The sequence below is a fragment of the Flavobacterium helocola genome (genome assembly GCF_038289885.1).
In the GTDB taxonomy this organism is placed as follows: Bacteria; Bacteroidota; Bacteroidia; order Flavobacteriales; family Flavobacteriaceae; genus Flavobacterium; species Flavobacterium cheniae.
In genome coordinates, this window is sequence record NZ_JBBYHT010000001.1 from 488,119 (window position 1) to 503,859 (window position 15,741).

15 protein-coding genes are annotated in these 15,741 nt (G+C 32.9%); 9 read left to right on the forward strand and 6 right to left on the reverse strand.

The features are described from left to right. Positions 1 to 11: 11 nt before the first annotated feature. From AAEO58_RS02320 to AAEO58_RS02330, 3 genes are all read right to left on the reverse strand, one after another. Positions 12 to 449 carry an HRDC domain-containing protein gene (locus AAEO58_RS02320; protein WP_341681594.1) on the reverse strand — a complete coding sequence of 146 codons (438 nt, stop codon included), beginning with the start codon at positions 447 to 449 and terminating at the stop codon, positions 12 to 14. A gap of 7 nt (positions 450 to 456) precedes the next feature. Beyond that, positions 457 to 780, reverse strand: a complete 324-nt coding sequence (locus AAEO58_RS02325; RefSeq protein ID WP_153201122.1) for a single-stranded DNA-binding protein — start codon at positions 778 to 780, stop codon at positions 457 to 459. A 105-nt stretch (positions 781 to 885) separates the two neighbouring features. Beyond that, the gene (locus AAEO58_RS02330; RefSeq protein ID WP_026725498.1) at positions 886 to 1,206 is read right to left on the reverse strand and encodes a single-stranded DNA-binding protein; all 321 of its coding nucleotides are present in this window, start codon (positions 1,204 to 1,206) and stop codon (positions 886 to 888) included. A gap of 211 nt (positions 1,207 to 1,417) precedes the next feature. On the opposite strand from AAEO58_RS02330, the gene AAEO58_RS02335 reads away from it, so the two are divergent. The 6 genes from AAEO58_RS02335 to AAEO58_RS02360 are packed head-to-tail and all read left to right on the forward strand — an operon-like array spanning position 1,418 to position 4,965. Next, on the forward strand, positions 1,418 to 1,915 hold the full coding sequence (locus AAEO58_RS02335; RefSeq protein ID WP_341681599.1) for a DUF6265 family protein: 498 nt from the start codon (positions 1,418 to 1,420) through the stop codon (positions 1,913 to 1,915). Continuing rightward, entirely contained in the window at positions 1,915 to 2,379 is a 465-nt protein-coding gene (locus AAEO58_RS02340) for a hypothetical protein (protein WP_341681601.1), read from the forward strand. Before AAEO58_RS02335 ends, AAEO58_RS02340 begins: the two co-directional genes overlap by 1 nt. A 12-nt stretch (positions 2,380 to 2,391) precedes the next feature. Continuing rightward, the gene (locus AAEO58_RS02345) at positions 2,392 to 2,742 is read left to right on the forward strand and encodes a hypothetical protein (protein ID WP_113987668.1); all 351 of its coding nucleotides are present in this window, start codon (positions 2,392 to 2,394) and stop codon (positions 2,740 to 2,742) included. A gap of 8 nt (positions 2,743 to 2,750) precedes the next feature. Beyond that, the gene (locus AAEO58_RS02350) at positions 2,751 to 3,212 is read left to right on the forward strand and encodes a hypothetical protein (protein ID WP_341681607.1); all 462 of its coding nucleotides are present in this window, start codon (positions 2,751 to 2,753) and stop codon (positions 3,210 to 3,212) included. Beyond that, positions 3,203 to 4,039: an SDR family oxidoreductase gene (locus tag AAEO58_RS02355; protein ID WP_341681609.1), complete on the forward strand. Its 837-nt coding sequence runs from the start codon at positions 3,203 to 3,205 to the stop codon at positions 4,037 to 4,039. Before AAEO58_RS02350 ends, AAEO58_RS02355 begins: the two co-directional genes overlap by 10 nt. A gap of 2 nt (positions 4,040 to 4,041) precedes the next feature. Further along, on the forward strand, positions 4,042 to 4,965 hold the full coding sequence (locus tag AAEO58_RS02360) for a DMT family transporter (RefSeq protein ID WP_341681611.1): 924 nt from the start codon (positions 4,042 to 4,044) through the stop codon (positions 4,963 to 4,965). A gap of 325 nt (positions 4,966 to 5,290) precedes the next feature. Here the strand turns inward: AAEO58_RS02360 and AAEO58_RS02365 are convergent, their stop codons facing one another. The 3 genes from AAEO58_RS02365 to AAEO58_RS02375 form a co-directional block, all read right to left on the reverse strand. Continuing rightward, a complete protein-coding gene (locus AAEO58_RS02365) occupies positions 5,291 to 7,360 on the reverse strand; it encodes a M13 family metallopeptidase (protein ID WP_341681612.1) in 2,070 nt (689 codons plus the stop codon). A gap of 3 nt (positions 7,361 to 7,363) precedes the next feature. Beyond that, positions 7,364 to 8,980: a S8/S53 family peptidase gene (locus AAEO58_RS02370; RefSeq protein ID WP_341681614.1), complete on the reverse strand. Its 1,617-nt coding sequence runs from the start codon at positions 8,978 to 8,980 to the stop codon at positions 7,364 to 7,366. A gap of 76 nt (positions 8,981 to 9,056) precedes the next feature. Beyond that, positions 9,057 to 12,467: a T9SS type A sorting domain-containing protein gene (locus AAEO58_RS02375; RefSeq protein ID WP_341681616.1), complete on the reverse strand. Its 3,411-nt coding sequence runs from the start codon at positions 12,465 to 12,467 to the stop codon at positions 9,057 to 9,059. Between the two features lie 133 nt (positions 12,468 to 12,600). Here AAEO58_RS02375 and AAEO58_RS02380 point away from each other — a divergent pair, with 133 nt between their 5' ends. The 3 genes from AAEO58_RS02380 to feoB all read left to right on the forward strand — a co-directional run bounded on the left by AAEO58_RS02380 (position 12,601) and on the right by feoB (position 15,729). After that, complete coding sequence (locus AAEO58_RS02380; RefSeq protein ID WP_291252845.1) at positions 12,601 to 13,296, forward strand: SCO family protein; 696 nt, start codon at positions 12,601 to 12,603, stop codon at positions 13,294 to 13,296. Positions 13,297 to 13,393: 97 nt separating this feature from the next. After that, positions 13,394 to 13,621: a FeoA family protein gene (locus AAEO58_RS02385; RefSeq protein WP_133608872.1), complete on the forward strand. Its 228-nt coding sequence runs from the start codon at positions 13,394 to 13,396 to the stop codon at positions 13,619 to 13,621. A gap of 5 nt (positions 13,622 to 13,626) precedes the next feature. Next, on the forward strand, positions 13,627 to 15,729 hold the full coding sequence (gene feoB / locus AAEO58_RS02390) for a ferrous iron transport protein B (RefSeq protein ID WP_341681621.1): 2,103 nt from the start codon (positions 13,627 to 13,629) through the stop codon (positions 15,727 to 15,729). Positions 15,730 to 15,741: the final 12 nt, after the last annotated feature.

Consider the following 15,741-nt stretch of genomic DNA (forward strand, 5'->3'; position numbering starts at 1 on the left):
TGGTTTACCCATTAAACAGCATTCAAAATGGCTAAAATATCTTCTCCAAATCGCTCCGATTTTTGTTTTCCGAAACCTTTAATTTGTTGCAATTCATCTAAGTTACTTGGCTTATACATGGCTAAATCGATTAATTCTGAATTGTGACAAATCATATACTTTTTCAGTTTCAAAGTTTCTGATTTTTCATTTCTCCATTGAGTCAAATAACCGTAAACTTGTTTGTCTTTCGGATTCAAATCTTCGTAAGATTTTCGTTCCAATCGTTCTGGTTTTTCTTGTTCTTCTGATTCATAATGAACAATTACCGACCAATGGGCTTCTTCACTTTCAACAAATTGCGAACTCGATTTTTTAAACGTAACTGTATTCAAAAAAGCATTCAATTGTTGTTGATCGTACTCCAAAAATGCGTTATCCAATCGGATTGAAAATACTTTAACTTGCATAACATCCTTATTTACCGATTAACAAAATTTCGTTTGCAATTACTTCCGTAACATAGCGCTTGTTTCCATCTTTGTCGTCGTAACTTCTGTGTGTTAATTTGCCTTCGATAGCGATTTCTTTGCCTTTGGTTACAAAACGCTCGATAATATCAGCCGTTTTTCCCCAAGCGGTTACGCGGTGCCATTGCGTTTGTTCTACTTTGTCACCGTTGTCTTTGTAATACACTTCGTTTGTAGCTATGCTGATGTTTGCTAATTTTTTTCCTCCTTCTAGGTTTTTGATTTCTGGTTCTTGACCAACGTGTCCGATTAATTGTACTGAGTTTTTCATGGCGTATAAATATTTAATGTTTGTGTTAATTGTAATATCTCGCAAAGTCGCAGAGACGCAAAATTTGAAATTGACTTTTGAAATTGTACTTGAATTTGAACTTGATTACTTGCTTAATAAAACCAATTCATTAGCAACCACTTCTGTGATGTAACGTTTGTTTCCGTCTTTGTCGTCGTAACTTCTGTGGGTTAATTTGCCTTCGATGGCAACGTGACTTCCTTTGGTTAATAATTTTTCGATGATGTCAACAGTTTTTCCCCAAGCGGAAACTCTATGCCATTCGGTTTGTTCTACTTTTTCGCCTTTGGCGTTGGTGTAATTTTCATTCGTAGCAATAGTGAAGTTAGCTACTCGTCCAGATTCTAAGTTTTTGATTTCTGGTTCTTGACCTACATGTCCGATTAATTGTACTCTGTTCTTCATGGCGTGTAAAAATTTAAATAATTAATAAAAATGATTTTTGAAATTGAACTTGCTATTGAATTTTGCTTTCGTTCATTTCGACAGTGCAAAGATGTGGCAAGAAAAAAACGTTATTCGGTTATTAGCTATTTAATATCGGTTGTAAATATTTGTAAGCGTTTGTAAATGGAAATTATTTTTGTATATTCGCTTTAACTATAAGACTTTACAGATGAAAAAATCAATCTTCCAAAAAAGTATTTATTTACTACTTTTTATTTGTTCGTTTAGCGCATTTGCACAAAACACTCTGAATTATAACGATGAAAAAGGTTCGCCAAAAGCTACTTTACAAGATGTAAAATGGATTGTTGGTAATTGGACAGGTGAAGCTTTAGGCGGCATTTGTCAAGAAACTTGGAGCGAACCGATTGGAAATTCGATGATGTTTAGTTTCAAATTAGTAGTTGATGGAAAAGTTGCTTTTTACGAATTGGGACACATTATTGAAAAAGACAAAACACTTTTATTACAACTCAAACACTTTGATGGCGAATTAAAAGGTTGGGAAAAAGCGGAAGTGAGCGAGAATTTTAGATTGGTAAAAGTCACCCCAACACATGTGTATTTCGACAAATTTACGTTTGAGAGAATTTCAGATAATGAAATTAATCTTTACGTAGTTTTTGAAGATAGCGGTAAAGAAATGAAGTTTAATTTTAAGAAGTAATGATGAAATACATTATCATATTATTTCTATCTAGCTGTTTTATTCATGCTCAAAATGTTGCAGAACATTTCAAAACAAGACAATTTGAAGTCGCCATTTTTCCAGAATCGTGTAATGAAATAATGCAACAAAATAGATTTACTCCGACAAAAGAAGATATAATAAAAGCAGAAAATGCATTAAAATCAAAAATTAAAGAAGTCAATAGAAATTTTGAAAATCAATACAACTCACCCATTATCCATAGAAATTTAAAAAAATACAAAAGACAATATTTTGGTTTCATAAACAATAAAGGCGAAAAAGTTCTTTACATAAATTCACTTTGGAAAAAGAATGAAAAAGAAACTAAATGGTTGCGACAAATAATAATGGTTTCAGATGGGGGAAGTTATTATTGGAATATTGAATATAATCTAGATAATGATGAGTTAATGAATTTATCAGTTAATGGACCAGCTTAAAAAAATATTACTATGAGTAAAACCTGTTTAGAATGTGGTGATAAAATCATTGGTCGCGAAGATAAAAAGTTTTGTTCGGATGGGTGCCGCAATGCGTACAACAACAAAATGAACAAAGATCAGAATAATCTGATGCGAAACATAAATAACAAATTGCGTAAAAATTACCGCATTTTGTGTGAACTCAACCCAGAAGACAAAGGAAAAACCACGAAAACCAAATTACTAAGCAAAGGTTTCGATTTTGAGTTTTTTACAAGTATGTTGCAAACCAAAACTGGTAACACCTATTTCTTTTTGTACGACCAAGGCTATCGTGCTTTGGAAGATGATTTTTATATGTTGGTGAAGAAAGATAGTTAAGAAAATAGATGAAAGAAGAAAGAGGAAAGAAAAGTTATTCAACTTTTTTGAAAGAAAATGAAGGGAAGATTATGTTAGCCATAACAATCATCTTTATTTTTCTAATTATAATTTACACGAATATTAACGAAAAAGAATATTATAAAAAAATTGATAAATATCAAGGAAAAACTTTAGGGAAAGTCTACAGTATAAGACTTGGAAAACATAGTTATCTAAAGTACTATTTTTATAATAACAGTAAAAAATATTTTTCAGAAGCAAGGTATTCAGAATTTACACATGACAATTTTGGAAAATATTATCGTGTGATTTTTAATGAAAAAAATCCAAGTGAAAGCCACATTTATCTAAACAAAGAAATTAAACCAGATTCAATCACTTTAACTAAAGCTGGTTTTAAATATGTTATTTACTACGATTACGATATTCCAACAAATACCTACATAAAAAAACACAAATGGGAATAAAAATCTCCATACTCGGCTGCGGTTGGCTGGGTTTGCCACTAGCCAAATCATTGCTTTCAAAAGGTTACGAAGTAAAAGGTTCTACGACTTCGGAAAGTAAATTAGACGTGTTGAAAAACGCTGGAATTTCGCCTTTCCAAATTCAGTTGGAAGAAAACCAAATCATTGGAACTATTGAAGATTTTCTTAAAGAAACTGATGTTTTAGTGATTGATATTCCACCAGGGTTGAGAAGAGAAACTTCAACATCTAACGAAATGACATTTGTAAATAAAGTAAAAACGTTGATTCCTTTTATCGAAAAATCGGGCATTCAGAAAGTTATTTTTGTGAGTTCTACTTCGGTTTATGGCGATGATTTTCCAATTGTAGAAATTACAGAAGACACAAAACCAAATCCTGATAGTGAAAGCGGGAAACAATTAGCAATTACAGAAACTCTTTTGCAATCGAATTCGCATTTTAAAACTACCATAATTCGTTTTGGTGGTTTGCTGGGCGATAATCGTCATCCTGTAAAATTTTTAGCAGGAAGAATAAATGTTGAAAATCCTGATGCACCGGTGAATATGATTGAAAGAGAAGATTGCATTGGAATTATTGAAGAGATACTGAAACAAGTTCAGCATGACAATTGGGAATGGAATCAAACCTTCAATGCTGTCGCACCTCAACATCCAACGCGCAAAGCATATTATCACAAAAAAGCTGAAATATTCAATTTGCCATTGCCTACCTTTGCAGAAGATTCGGAATCGAAAGGTAAAATTATTTCCAGTAAAAAAGTGGAAACCATTTTAGGTTATTCGTTCCAAAAAGAAATTTAGTAATGGCTTATTTTAGCGTATTTCACAATTACATCCAGCAAAAGAAAAATGCAATTGGCTTACCCATTTTAGCATTAATTTGGATTAGCTTTTTCTGGGGAACCACTTGGATTGCTTCCAAAGAAGGTGTCAAGCACATGCCTCCGATGCAATTGGTAGCGCTGCGCCAACTTTTTGGCGGATTGTTGTATTTGCTTTATTTCTTAATCAAAAAACATCCTTGGCCAAATAAACGTCAATGGCGCACTATTTTGGTTCTGAGTGTCTTGAATTTCATGTTGAGTAACGGTTTGAGTACTTGGGGCGTGAAATACATTTCAAGTGGTTTGGGTGCGATTATTGGTTCTATTTTTCCACTTTGGATTGTAATCATCAGTTTGTTTCGCGGACAAAAAACATCTTGGAAAGCGGTTGTGGGTTTAATTGTCGCTTTTGGTGGTATTTGCGTGATTTTCTACGATTACCTCAACGATTTCTTAGAACCTGAATTTCGTTTTGGAATTTTACTTTCGGTAATTGCTACGTTTACTTGGGCATTATCTTCGATTTATATCAAAGAAAATAAGACGAATTTCAACCCCTATTTTAGTTTGGGATTACAAATGTTGATTTCGAGCATTGTGATTTCAAGCGTAATTGGATTTAATGGCACTTCGGTTCCGATGAGTGAAATTCCAGCGATTTCTTGGTGGTCGATTGGATATTTGGTCGTTTTTGGTTCGGTGTTGACGTTTATTGCATTTATTTATGCCTTAGAAAATTTACCAACCGAAATCAGTAGTTTGTATGCATATATCAATCCGATGGTGGCGTTGTTTTTTGGTTATTTGTTGTTTAATGAACCTTTAACTACTGCAATTATCATTGGTGGAACGATAACTATTATTGGGCTTTATTTAGTGAATAGAGCAATTAAGAAGAAATAGTTTTTAGCCACAGATTAAAGGATTTTCACGGATTATAATCCTTTTAAACTTTTTAATAAGTGGCGATAATCTTTACTATTTTATAAAATAAAAAAACTACTTAAAAGAAACTCTATTGTCATTTTGAACTCGTTTCAAAATCTCTTTATCGAGAAGCTGAAATAAATTCAGCTTGACAGAACTTGCTTTTAAGTAGTCTTAAAAAAAAACCACATAGAAACATAGATTTAAACCTTAAGGCGTTTCACTTTTTTGAGAAAAGATAGCTCTTGTGAACTATAACGAACTCCTAAAAAATTCTATGATTCTATGTGGTTAAATAATATTACCAAATTTTCACACGTTTTTCAAAAGGTAAATACATACCGTTGTGTGGTAAAATATTGAATGCTTTATAGAAAGCTTCCACATTTTGTAACGGCACATAAGCACGGTACATTCCTGGCGAATGTGGATCTGTTTTCACTTGATTTTTGATAGCTTCGTCACGCATTTTGCTTCTCCAAATGGTTGCCCAAGAAATAAAGAAACGTTGCTCTGCTGTAAATCCGTCAATTAAACCTGGGTTTCCGTTTGCTTTCAAATAGATTTGTAATCCGTCGTAAGCAGCGTTAACTCCTCCTAAATCTCCGATGTTTTCACCTAAAGTGAATTTTCCATCCACAAAAATTCCAGGTAATGGCTCTAAAGCTGAATATTGGTCTGCTAAAGCACTTCCTAAAGTGGTGAATTGTTTTAAATCTTCATCACTCCACCAGTTTACTAAGTTACCATCCGCATTATATCTTGAACCTGAATCATCAAATCCGTGAGAAATTTCGTGACCAATTACGGCTCCAATTCCACCATAATTTACTGCTTCATCCGCTTTGTAATCATAGAAAGGTGGTTGTAAAATAGCTGCTGGGAATACAATTTCATTGTTTGTTGGACTAAAATATGCATTTACAGTTTGAGGCGACATTCCCCATTCTTCTTTATCAACAGGTTTTCCTAATTTAGCGATATTCTGTTTGTGGCTCCATTTTGCGTACATTCTTGAATTATCAAAATACGTTCCGCCTTGTTCTGGAGATTTCATTTCCAAAGCTGAATAATCTTTCCATTTATCAGGATATCCGATTTTCACTCGGAATTTATTCAATTTGATTTTCGCATTTTCCTTAGTTGCTTTTGTCATCCAAGGTAAATTGTTGATTCTATTATCAAAAGCCAACATTACATTTGCAATCATTGCTTGTGCTTTTGCTTTTGCTTCTGGTGGGAATTTTTTAGCTACGTATAGTTTTCCTAAAGCTTCACCTAATCTTCCGTTAACTGTTGCTAAAGCTCTTTCTTCCGCTGGACGTTGTTTTACTGCACCAGTTAAGGTTTTTCCGTAGAAATCAAAATTCGCATTTTCGATTTCAGTTGAAAGTAATCCTGAAGAACCTCTTAAAGCTGTCCAACGCATATAGGCTTTCCAATCTTCAACTTGGTTGTCTTTTAAGATAGTTTCAACAGTTTGTAAATATTTTGGTTGCGAAACTACTAACGAATCTACTTTTCCAATTCCAACGTTTTGGAAATACGTATCCCATTTTACGGTTGGAACTAATTTTTGCAAATCAGCAAAACTCATTGGATTGTAGGTTTTTCTTCTATCTCTACGCTCAACTCTATCTAAAGTTGCAGTTGACATTTTAGTTTCTAATGCTAAAATTTTCTTTGCATTTGCATTAGCTGTAGCTTCAGATTCACCCAAATATTGTAGCATTCTGGTTACGTGAGCAATGTATTTTTCGCGCTTTTCTTTGTTGTCTGGCGCATCGGAAACGTAGTAATCTCTATCAGGTAAACCAAGGCTTCCTGTTCCTACATAAATTACGTTTTTGTTGCTGTTTTTAGCATCAGCACCAATGTAGCTTCCGAAAAAACCTAATCCCATTTCTGGTTCCATTTCTGCTAATAAAGCAACTAATTGATCTGTATTCTGAACACTATTAATTTTAGCTAAATATGGTTTTAACGGATCAATTCCGGCTTTATTTCTGCTTACGGTATCTAAAACAGTTTTATACAAGCTAATTGCTTTTGCTTGATCTGATTTTGGATCGATAGTTTTGTCGTTGATAGCGTCTTTCAAAATAGCCATTACATCGTCATCGGTATTTTTACGAAGCTCGTCAAAACTTCCCCAACGTGTTCTGTCTGCTGGAATTTCGGTTTTATCTAACCAAGTTCCGTTTACATAGCGATTGAAATCATCGGCTGGGTTTTTGGATTTATCCATGTAACCCACATTGATTCCTATTGACTCTTTTTTTGTTGCTACTTCTTGTGATGATTTACACGAAGAAAATGCAATTGATAAAAAAAGAAATCCTAAACTTCCTTTTAAAATGAATTTGTTCATAATTTACTCTTTAATGATTCTTTTTATTGTTGATTGATTATTTGAAGTTATCTTCACAAAATATATTCCTTGAGATGCTGATGTTAAATCAATTGGAGTTTGAATATCAGATACTCCAAAATCATTTTTTGATAAAATTACTTTTCCTGTTACATCATACACTTCAATTTCTTTAATATCATTTGTATCTGTAACTAAATTGAAAACACCTTTTGAAGGATTTGGGTAAATAAAATATTTGCTTTCTTCAAATGATTCAGTGCTCAAATTTTGCTGAATATAATTTACTGCAGCAAGCATATTTGGAAAAGGCCCAATATTTTTAGACAAGTCACCACCTTGTGGAATTCCGGTATTTTTTAGAACCGTTCTCATCTGTTGAGACGTTAAGGTGTTATTAGTTTGACTCTTGTAGTGGGATTGTAAAACAGTAACGACACCACCTAATTGAGCTGTGGCAGAACTAGTTCCTGTAAAAGTCATATAAGACTGATTAAAATCACTTCCAACTAAAGTAAATCCTGAGCCTGGAATAGCTCCAGTAGATCTAACATTTTCAAACCATCCTTGAACATCAACTCTGGAGCCATAAGTACTAGTGTATGTTACACCACCTGAAACATAAGGAGGAAAAATTGCATGTGTGATATTTGCTGTACCACCTCCGACAATTATCGCACCACTATCTCCGTAACCCATATAGGTTTGGTAATCGGGACTATCCAAATCTTGATAACCATTTCCTGCCGCAGCAACTACAATCCTTCCTGAATCTGTTAAAGCTTTAGTCAAATTCCAAACTAAAATATCATATTCTGCGGGTACAAAGCGTGGGTTTGAAACCGTTCCGTTTAAACCATATGCTTGCATTTCAAAAACTATTACATCTCCAATTGTGGAATTATTTAATGCTTGAGTTATAGCATTTGTTCTGCTGTAACCACTTTGTTGCCACTCGGGATACAACCAAACTTGTGCTGCACCATGGGCAATTCCTGTAACTCCATAAATTCCATTATGTCCAAACAGAACTCCCATTGTAGCAGTTCCATGTTCAGTAAAAGAGGTAGATGCAGAAGAATTAACAGTCATCCCTGTTGCAATGTTACAATTTGTATCATTAAATTCTTCATGATTTTTATTAAACCCAAATTCAATATTATGAATTGTAATGTTTTGTCCTGTGTAACCTAAATTCCAAACTGCCTCTGCATTTAATCCTGGATTAGATTGTAAATATGTTTGTTGCGAAATAAAACTTGGCGTAGCGGGCAATATATCTCCTGGTGGTGAAATTATTCTATTATCTGTTAGTATGAACGTTACTTTTTTTAACTTTAGATAATCTAATAATTCTTGATTATAATATGATACTAAAAAATAATTCTTTAATTTTTGGATACTCAAATCTGATCCTGAAATTTTAATTGCGTCTATTTCAAGTGTACTATATTTTTCTTCAGAAATATTGTAAAATGCTTTTATTGGATATCCTTTAGTGTTGATAAAATTAAATACTTCATGATTGTTGCTTTCTAAATTAATTACTAAACTATTCTGTCCATTAGCAAAATGAATTGATAGAAATAAAATAAAATTTAAAATGTAATTTCTACTCATGTATTTAAATTTAGTTAGTAAAACGTTTACAACAAAAAAGTAAGCCAAAGCCTACTTTTTTGTTGTAAACTATATATTATTCTTTAATAATTCGTTTAACTGTTGATTGGTTATCTGCAGAAATTTTCACAAAATAAATTCCTTGCGCAACTGAAGATAAATTTACTTGTATTTCTGAATTTGAAACTTCAAAATCTTTTCTAGACCATACCACTTTACCTGATACATCAAATACTTCAATTCCAGTAATCTCATTTGTACCTGTTACTACATTGAAAATCCCATTTGAAGGATTTGGATACAAAACAATGTTTTGTAGTTCAAAACTTTGTCCCGAAAGCGTTCCGTTAATTAAGAAATCATCTATATTAACTCCTAAATCGTTAACAGATTGATCTGAATGGAAAACAATTCTAAAAATAATATTTGTTTCAGCATTTAAGGCGTTTAATGGATAAGTATATGTTGTTAATGTTGTGTTTAATCCTGTCCATTGAGCTCCGGGACAATTATTACAATCGGTTCCTGTAGTCGTAGGCGTTCTATCGCTGTTATACCACGTTGGACCCATTTCACCCAAAACAGTCCATGTAGCACCAAAATTTGTTGAATATTCAACATAAACAATATCCCAGTTTGGTTCTACATCATATTTCATAGCAAAACTAATCTGTGGATTAATCACATTAGATAAATTATAACATTGAGAAACTAAATATGTTTTGATGTTATCTGGATAATTTCCTGTTAAGTTAGTCGTATAAACTGTATTTCCTGAAGATGTTAAACCACCTGTTCTTGTTCCTCTTTGCCATTGTGCACCACTTGTTCCTTCGTTGTAAGCAATAAGCTCATTTGAAGCATTTGTGAATGGATTTACAACTCCAACTGTTCCTGCATCATTTAAATAAAAAGATGAAGTACCATTATTATTATCTGAATAAGCATCATTTAAAATTATAGTAGTAACATTTAAATTATGAGCTCCTCTTGATAAAACGACCGAAGGTAAATCAACATCTGCAACTGCAGAAGAAGCTAAAGAACCATTCCATACAAAACTTGAAGGCGCTCCATCAATAGTATAATTAACTGTAATTGTGGTGATGGTATTTAAACCATTATTTTTGACTTCAACTCTTGGAGTAACAGTACTTCCGCAATTAATTTCAGCTGTTGGATTTTTTATTCTTAATAATTTAATATCGTTGCTTGCCAACTGAACAGGAATAGTGGTTTGCCACACTCCTCTTCCGTATGTTGCTGCAATCAATTTTGCATCCTCAACATTAATTTCCAAATCCTCAACAGAAACGTTAGGCAAATTCGTATCGAATGGTTGCCATGTTGACATAGAATCATCTCTGTAATACACTCCTAAACTGGTACCTAAGTATAAAGGATTATTAGTATTTCTACCTTGATGTACAATTACATTTTTTCCAATATCAGGTACTCCGTCGGTAATATCAACAAAATTGAATCCTCCATCAATAGACTTTCTAACTGTTCCATATTCAGAACTATTTCGAGTTGTTATATAAATAATGTTTGAGTTAGAATAATTAACTTCTATAGAACTTATAGGTTCTTCTGCTGAAAAAACCAAACTAAAATCAACACCTCTATTAATACTTTTATACAAATCTAAACCATTAGCTACATATATAATATCATCATTAGATGGATCAATTTTAATTAACTCTAAATTACCACTACCAATAGAACCAGAATTTTGTTGTACCCAATTAACACCTGATAATCTATATAAGTTGTCAAATCCTGAAAATATTTCACCAATAGAATTTGCTACTAATGGAGTTACCCAGTTCCCATCAATTCCACCAGGTGAATTAACGGATGAACTAATCCCATTTCCTGCCGAATTACTGATGTACAATCCACCTCCAAATTGTATAAATCCATAATATAAATTTGGGTTTGTTGGATCTACAGCGGTATCCATTCCGTCAGCCCCATAATAATTTTTCCACTGACCTCCACTGTAGGCATAACCACCGTTATCTTGTAAACCACCTACCATATTTCCGCTAGATTGTTTTGAAACCGCAATTTTGTAATATTGGCTAATTTGCACCCCGGCGGTTAAATCTGTAAAATTAATTCCATTGTTTTCTGAAACATAAATTCCACCATCTGTCCCTGCAAATAATTTTGTTCCATGAAATCCTAAATAATGAATGTCGGCATGGGTATAAGATGGTCCAGACGGATTACTCCAGTTATTAATTTTTGTTGCAGAAGTTCCTCCATTAGTAGATTTCCAAACATTTAAACACCCTGTATAAATTTCTTCCGCATTTGTAGATGAAACCGCTAATGTCAGATCATACCAAGCTTGAGAAGGTGATCCTGAATTTTCAAAAATATTTGTTGTTGTATTTCTTGCGGTAAATGTAGTCCCTCCATCAGTTGACCTATAAATTCCTTGAAAATCGTAATTTTCTGAACTTAATTTTGAACTCAATATATAGATATATTCTGGATTTGCTGGAGTAATATCCATAACAAATCTTCCTGATATTGCAGGTAATCCAGTTGAAACTTCAGCAAAAGTTGTTCCAGAATCCGTTGAACGGTAAAATCTGTTAGTTGTAACTGCATAAACTGTATTAGGGTCTTCAGGTTTTAAACGAATATTTCCTTGAGAAAAATTACCCGTTTGCACTTGTGTCCATGACGTTCCAGCATTTGTTGTTTTGTAAATACCATTATTTGTAGCACACCAAAGTATTTGATTGTTTGTTGGATGAATTACAATATCACCTGCTCTAGAAGGATTAGATCCCCCCATTGTTCCTGTAGGATTCCAAGTTAAACCACCATTTGTTGATTTATAAACTCCAACAGAATAAGAATCTCCAGCGTCTTTATCGCCTGTAGCAATATAAATTACATTTGAATTTGAATAATCAACAGCAATACCAGAAACTCCAATTTGTGGTAATTCATCTGTTAAAGGTGTCCAAGTAGAACCGTTATTAGTTGATTTCCAAATTCCTCCTGCAGGAGCACCTAAATAAATCGTATTAGCATTAGATGGATCAACATGTACAATGTTAACTCTCCCCTGACCCGAAGACCACGAACCTGTATTGGTATGTGTAAATGGTCCCACTGCCTGCCAATTACTTGGTGGAAGCGACATGATAGCGTTTCTATTTGTTTTCGATTGATTCTTTTCACGCCAAGCGTTCCAAAACTCATCCGATGACATTATATAACCTTGATTGTTAGTGTAATTTTTCCAGTGGTATTCCCAACGCATGAAAGGTTTGTAACCAGATCCCCTTGCGTTTTTATCTCTTGTAGACCAGTAGGTGTTAAAAGCATTTACCATTTCATTAATGGATGCTTCTCCGTTTTTAGCTGTGCTCATATTAGTCATCCAAGGGGCGTTGGAATTAAATTGTGAAAATCCTAAAAAGGAACACAATAAACTAACAATTAAGTAATTTTTAATCATTTATTTAGTAGTTATTTGGGTATAATATCACAAATATAATGAAGAAAATCAACAAATTAGAATTTTAACAAATGTCCATCTGTGATTTTAACAAATCTTTTTTGATTTATTATTATTTTTGTAAAAAATTTATATGCTTAATTTTCTGGCCCCTTATAAAAAGTTTTTAATCATTTTTTCAATACTTTCCATCATAATTTACTTTGGAATTTACACTTTACTTTCTCCAGAAAAAATGCTCCCAATCTACTCTCCTAGAGATATTAATCCAGAATTAGTAGATTCTACGGTTCAACACATTGGTAACGATCATAAAATAGCTGATTTTGCTTTTACCAATCAAAATGGGAAAATAATTACTCAAAAAGACTATGAAAATACGATTTATGTAGCCGATTTCTTTTTTACTACTTGTCCAACTATCTGTCCAAAAATGACAGATAATATGGTTTGGTTGCAAAATCAATTGAAAAACAATCCTAAAGTAAAACTGTTGTCTTTTTCTGTTACTCCTGATATTGACACACCTGAAGTTTTAAAGAAATATGCACTTGAAAAAGGAGTTGATGACTCACGTTGGAATTTAGTAACTGGAGATAAAAAGGATATTTATTATTTAGCCAGAAAATCATACTTGGCAGTAAAAACGGGTAAACCGGAAGAAATGTATGACATGGTACATACCGAAAATTTCATTTTGGTAGATAAAAACAAACGAATTAGAGGTTTTTATGACGGTACCAATCTTGACAAACCTTCAGATGACCCAAAAACAAAGAACATGAAACAACTTTTAGAAGATATTTTGTGGCTTTGTGAAAACCAATAAATTAATTTTTATAAATATTTTGCTAAAGTTGACAATTATCAGTTGTAGTCCGATTATAATTTTTACTTTTGTATTTTAATTCAATCTAAATAAGGAAATGGAAATTTGTTCTTCTGAACTTAAAATTGGTGAAGTAGCTACCATTACTTCGGTCAATCTAGATGAAATCCCGCTAAAGCTTTTAGAAATGGGATGTTTGCCTGGAAATTCCATTACTTTAATTCAAATTGCGCCTTTAGGTGATCCCTTATATTTCAACGTAAATGATTCTCATGTTGCCATTCGTATTGAAACGGCAAGGGAAATTACCGTTACTAAAATTTAATTCTCATGAGTTCAAATCCTATCAAAGTTGCTTTAATTGGAAACCCAAATGTGGGCAAAACTTCCGTTTTTAACCAACTTACAGGATTGAATCAACAAGTGGGAAATTACCCAGGAATTACCGTTGAAAAAAAACAAGGTGTTTGCAAATTAAACGAAAACACGAGAGCTAGAATCATTGATTTACCCGGAACTTACAGCTTAAATGCGAGTTCAATTGATGAAAACGTAGTAATCGAATTGTTGCTAAATAAAAACGACGAAGATTTTCCAGATGTTGCTGTTGTAGTTACTGAAGTGGAAAATCTAAAACGGAATTTACTCCTTTTTACTCAAATCAAAGATTTAGAAATTCCAACCATTTTAGTCATTAACATGGCAGATCGAATGGCTTTAAAAGGAATTGAACTGGATATTCCAGCTTTAGAAAAAGAGTTAAAAACGAAAATTGCTTTAATAAGTTCAAGAAAAAAAACAGGAATTAATCAGTTGAAAGAATTGATTCTGAACTATACCGAACTTTCAACCGAACCTTGTTTACACGCATCGTCGATTGACCCAGATTATTTTAATAATTTAAGAAGAGCGTTTCCAAATCAATTGTTGTACAAACTTTGGTTGGTAATTACGCAAGATGTTAATTTCTTAAATTTAGAGCGAAACGAAATTAAAAGTTCGTTTACTAAATCGCACGCCGATTTAAAACGCTTACAACAAAAAGAAACCATAAAACGTTACCAATTTATTAATGACACATTGAAAATTGGTCAAAAAATAGATGTTTCAAAAGCAACTGATATTCGAGCAAAAATCGACAGAATTCTAACACATAAAATTTATGGTTATGTGATTTTCTTCGGAATTTTAATGCTTATTTTTCAGTTTCTGTTTGATTGGAGTAGCATTCCAATGGATTTTATAGATGAAACGTTTGCTAACTTTAGCTCGCTTGCCAAACAACACCTTCCAGCGGGAGAATTCACCAATTTAATCAGTGAAGGATTAATTCCAGGAATTGGTGGTATCGTAATTTTCATTCCGCAAATTGCCTTTTTATTCTTATTCATTTCTGTTTTAGAAGAAAGCGGTTACATGAGTCGCGTAGTATTTTTAATGGATAAAATCATGCGAAAATTTGGTTTGTCTGGAAAAAGTATTGTGCCTTTAATCTCAGGAACGGCTTGTGCTATTCCGGCAATTATGAGTGCGAGAAATATCGAAAATTGGAAAGAAAGATTAATTACGATTTTAGTAACACCTTTCACCACTTGTTCAGCAAGATTACCTGTTTATGCTATTTTGATTTCCTTAATTATTCCTGAAAAAAGAATTTTTGGCTTTTTAAGTTTACAAGGATTAACGCTGATGGCATTGTATTTATTAGGTTTTGGAATGGCGGTTTTTTCGGCTTTCTTACTTAATAAATATTTAAAATTAAGTTGTAAATCTTATTTCGTAGTAGAAATGCCGAGTTATAAAATCCCGATGTTAAAAAATGTTGGGTTAAACGTTTTAGAAAAAACCAAAGCTTTTGTAACAGGTGCTGGAAAAATCATTTTAGCCTTATCGGTAATTTTATGGTATTTAGGTTCTCACGGTTTAAGTGATGATTTCAATAATGCTGAAGCTATTATTACCCAACAAAATCAAAACAAAACCATCACTACTGAAGCATTTGAAGATCAAGTAAATTCCTTCAAGTTAGAAAATTCATACATCGGTTACATGGGAAAAGCAATTGAACCCGCTATTCGTCCATTAGGTTATGATTGGAAAATTGGAATTGCAGTGGTAAGTTCGTTTGCAGCTCGTGAAGTTTTCGTAGGCACATTAGCCACCATTTACAGCGTAGGAAGTCATAGCGAAGAAGAAAGTACTATTAAAAATAAAATGGCTGCCGAAGTGCACCCTGTAACTGGTGAAAAAATATTCAATTTTGCTACAGGAATTTCATTACTCCTTTTTTATGCTTTCGCGATGCAATGTATTTCTACTTTAGCTATTGTAAAAAAAGAAACCAATTCTTGGAAATGGCCCATAATTCAGTTGGTTTTTATGAGTGGATTTGCCTACATAACTGCTTTAATTGCATATCAAGTTTTGAAATAAAGGCATAATTTT

What these genes read in the sequence shown, in the direction of transcription:
- AAEO58_RS02330 (WP_026725498.1), bottom strand. Translation starts at nt 1,206, where the DNA reads ATGAAGAACAGAGTACAATTAATCGGACATGTAGGTCAAGAACCAGAA.
- AAEO58_RS02370 (WP_341681614.1), bottom strand. Translation starts at nt 8,980, where the DNA reads ATGAGTAGAAATTACATTTTAAATTTTATTTTATTTCTATCAATTCAT.
- AAEO58_RS02350 (WP_341681607.1), top strand. Translation starts at nt 2,751, where the DNA reads ATGAAAGAAGAAAGAGGAAAGAAAAGTTATTCAACTTTTTTGAAAGAA.
- AAEO58_RS02380 (WP_291252845.1), top strand. Translation starts at nt 12,601, where the DNA reads ATGCTTAATTTTCTGGCCCCTTATAAAAAGTTTTTAATCATTTTTTCA.
- AAEO58_RS02375 (WP_341681616.1), bottom strand. Translation starts at nt 12,467, where the DNA reads ATGATTAAAAATTACTTAATTGTTAGTTTATTGTGTTCCTTTTTAGGA.
- AAEO58_RS02345 (WP_113987668.1), top strand. Translation starts at nt 2,392, where the DNA reads ATGAGTAAAACCTGTTTAGAATGTGGTGATAAAATCATTGGTCGCGAA.
- AAEO58_RS02325 (WP_153201122.1), bottom strand. Translation starts at nt 780, where the DNA reads ATGAAAAACTCAGTACAATTAATCGGACACGTTGGTCAAGAACCAGAA.
- AAEO58_RS02335 (WP_341681599.1), top strand. Translation starts at nt 1,418, where the DNA reads ATGAAAAAATCAATCTTCCAAAAAAGTATTTATTTACTACTTTTTATT.
- AAEO58_RS02340 (WP_341681601.1), top strand. Translation starts at nt 1,915, where the DNA reads ATGATGAAATACATTATCATATTATTTCTATCTAGCTGTTTTATTCAT.
- AAEO58_RS02385 (WP_133608872.1), top strand. Translation starts at nt 13,394, where the DNA reads ATGGAAATTTGTTCTTCTGAACTTAAAATTGGTGAAGTAGCTACCATT.
- AAEO58_RS02360 (WP_341681611.1), top strand. Translation starts at nt 4,042, where the DNA reads ATGGCTTATTTTAGCGTATTTCACAATTACATCCAGCAAAAGAAAAAT.
- feoB (WP_341681621.1), top strand. Translation starts at nt 13,627, where the DNA reads ATGAGTTCAAATCCTATCAAAGTTGCTTTAATTGGAAACCCAAATGTG.
- AAEO58_RS02355 (WP_341681609.1), top strand. Translation starts at nt 3,203, where the DNA reads ATGGGAATAAAAATCTCCATACTCGGCTGCGGTTGGCTGGGTTTGCCA.
- AAEO58_RS02320 (WP_341681594.1), bottom strand. Translation starts at nt 449, where the DNA reads ATGCAAGTTAAAGTATTTTCAATCCGATTGGATAACGCATTTTTGGAG.
- AAEO58_RS02365 (WP_341681612.1), bottom strand. Translation starts at nt 7,360, where the DNA reads ATGAACAAATTCATTTTAAAAGGAAGTTTAGGATTTCTTTTTTTATCA.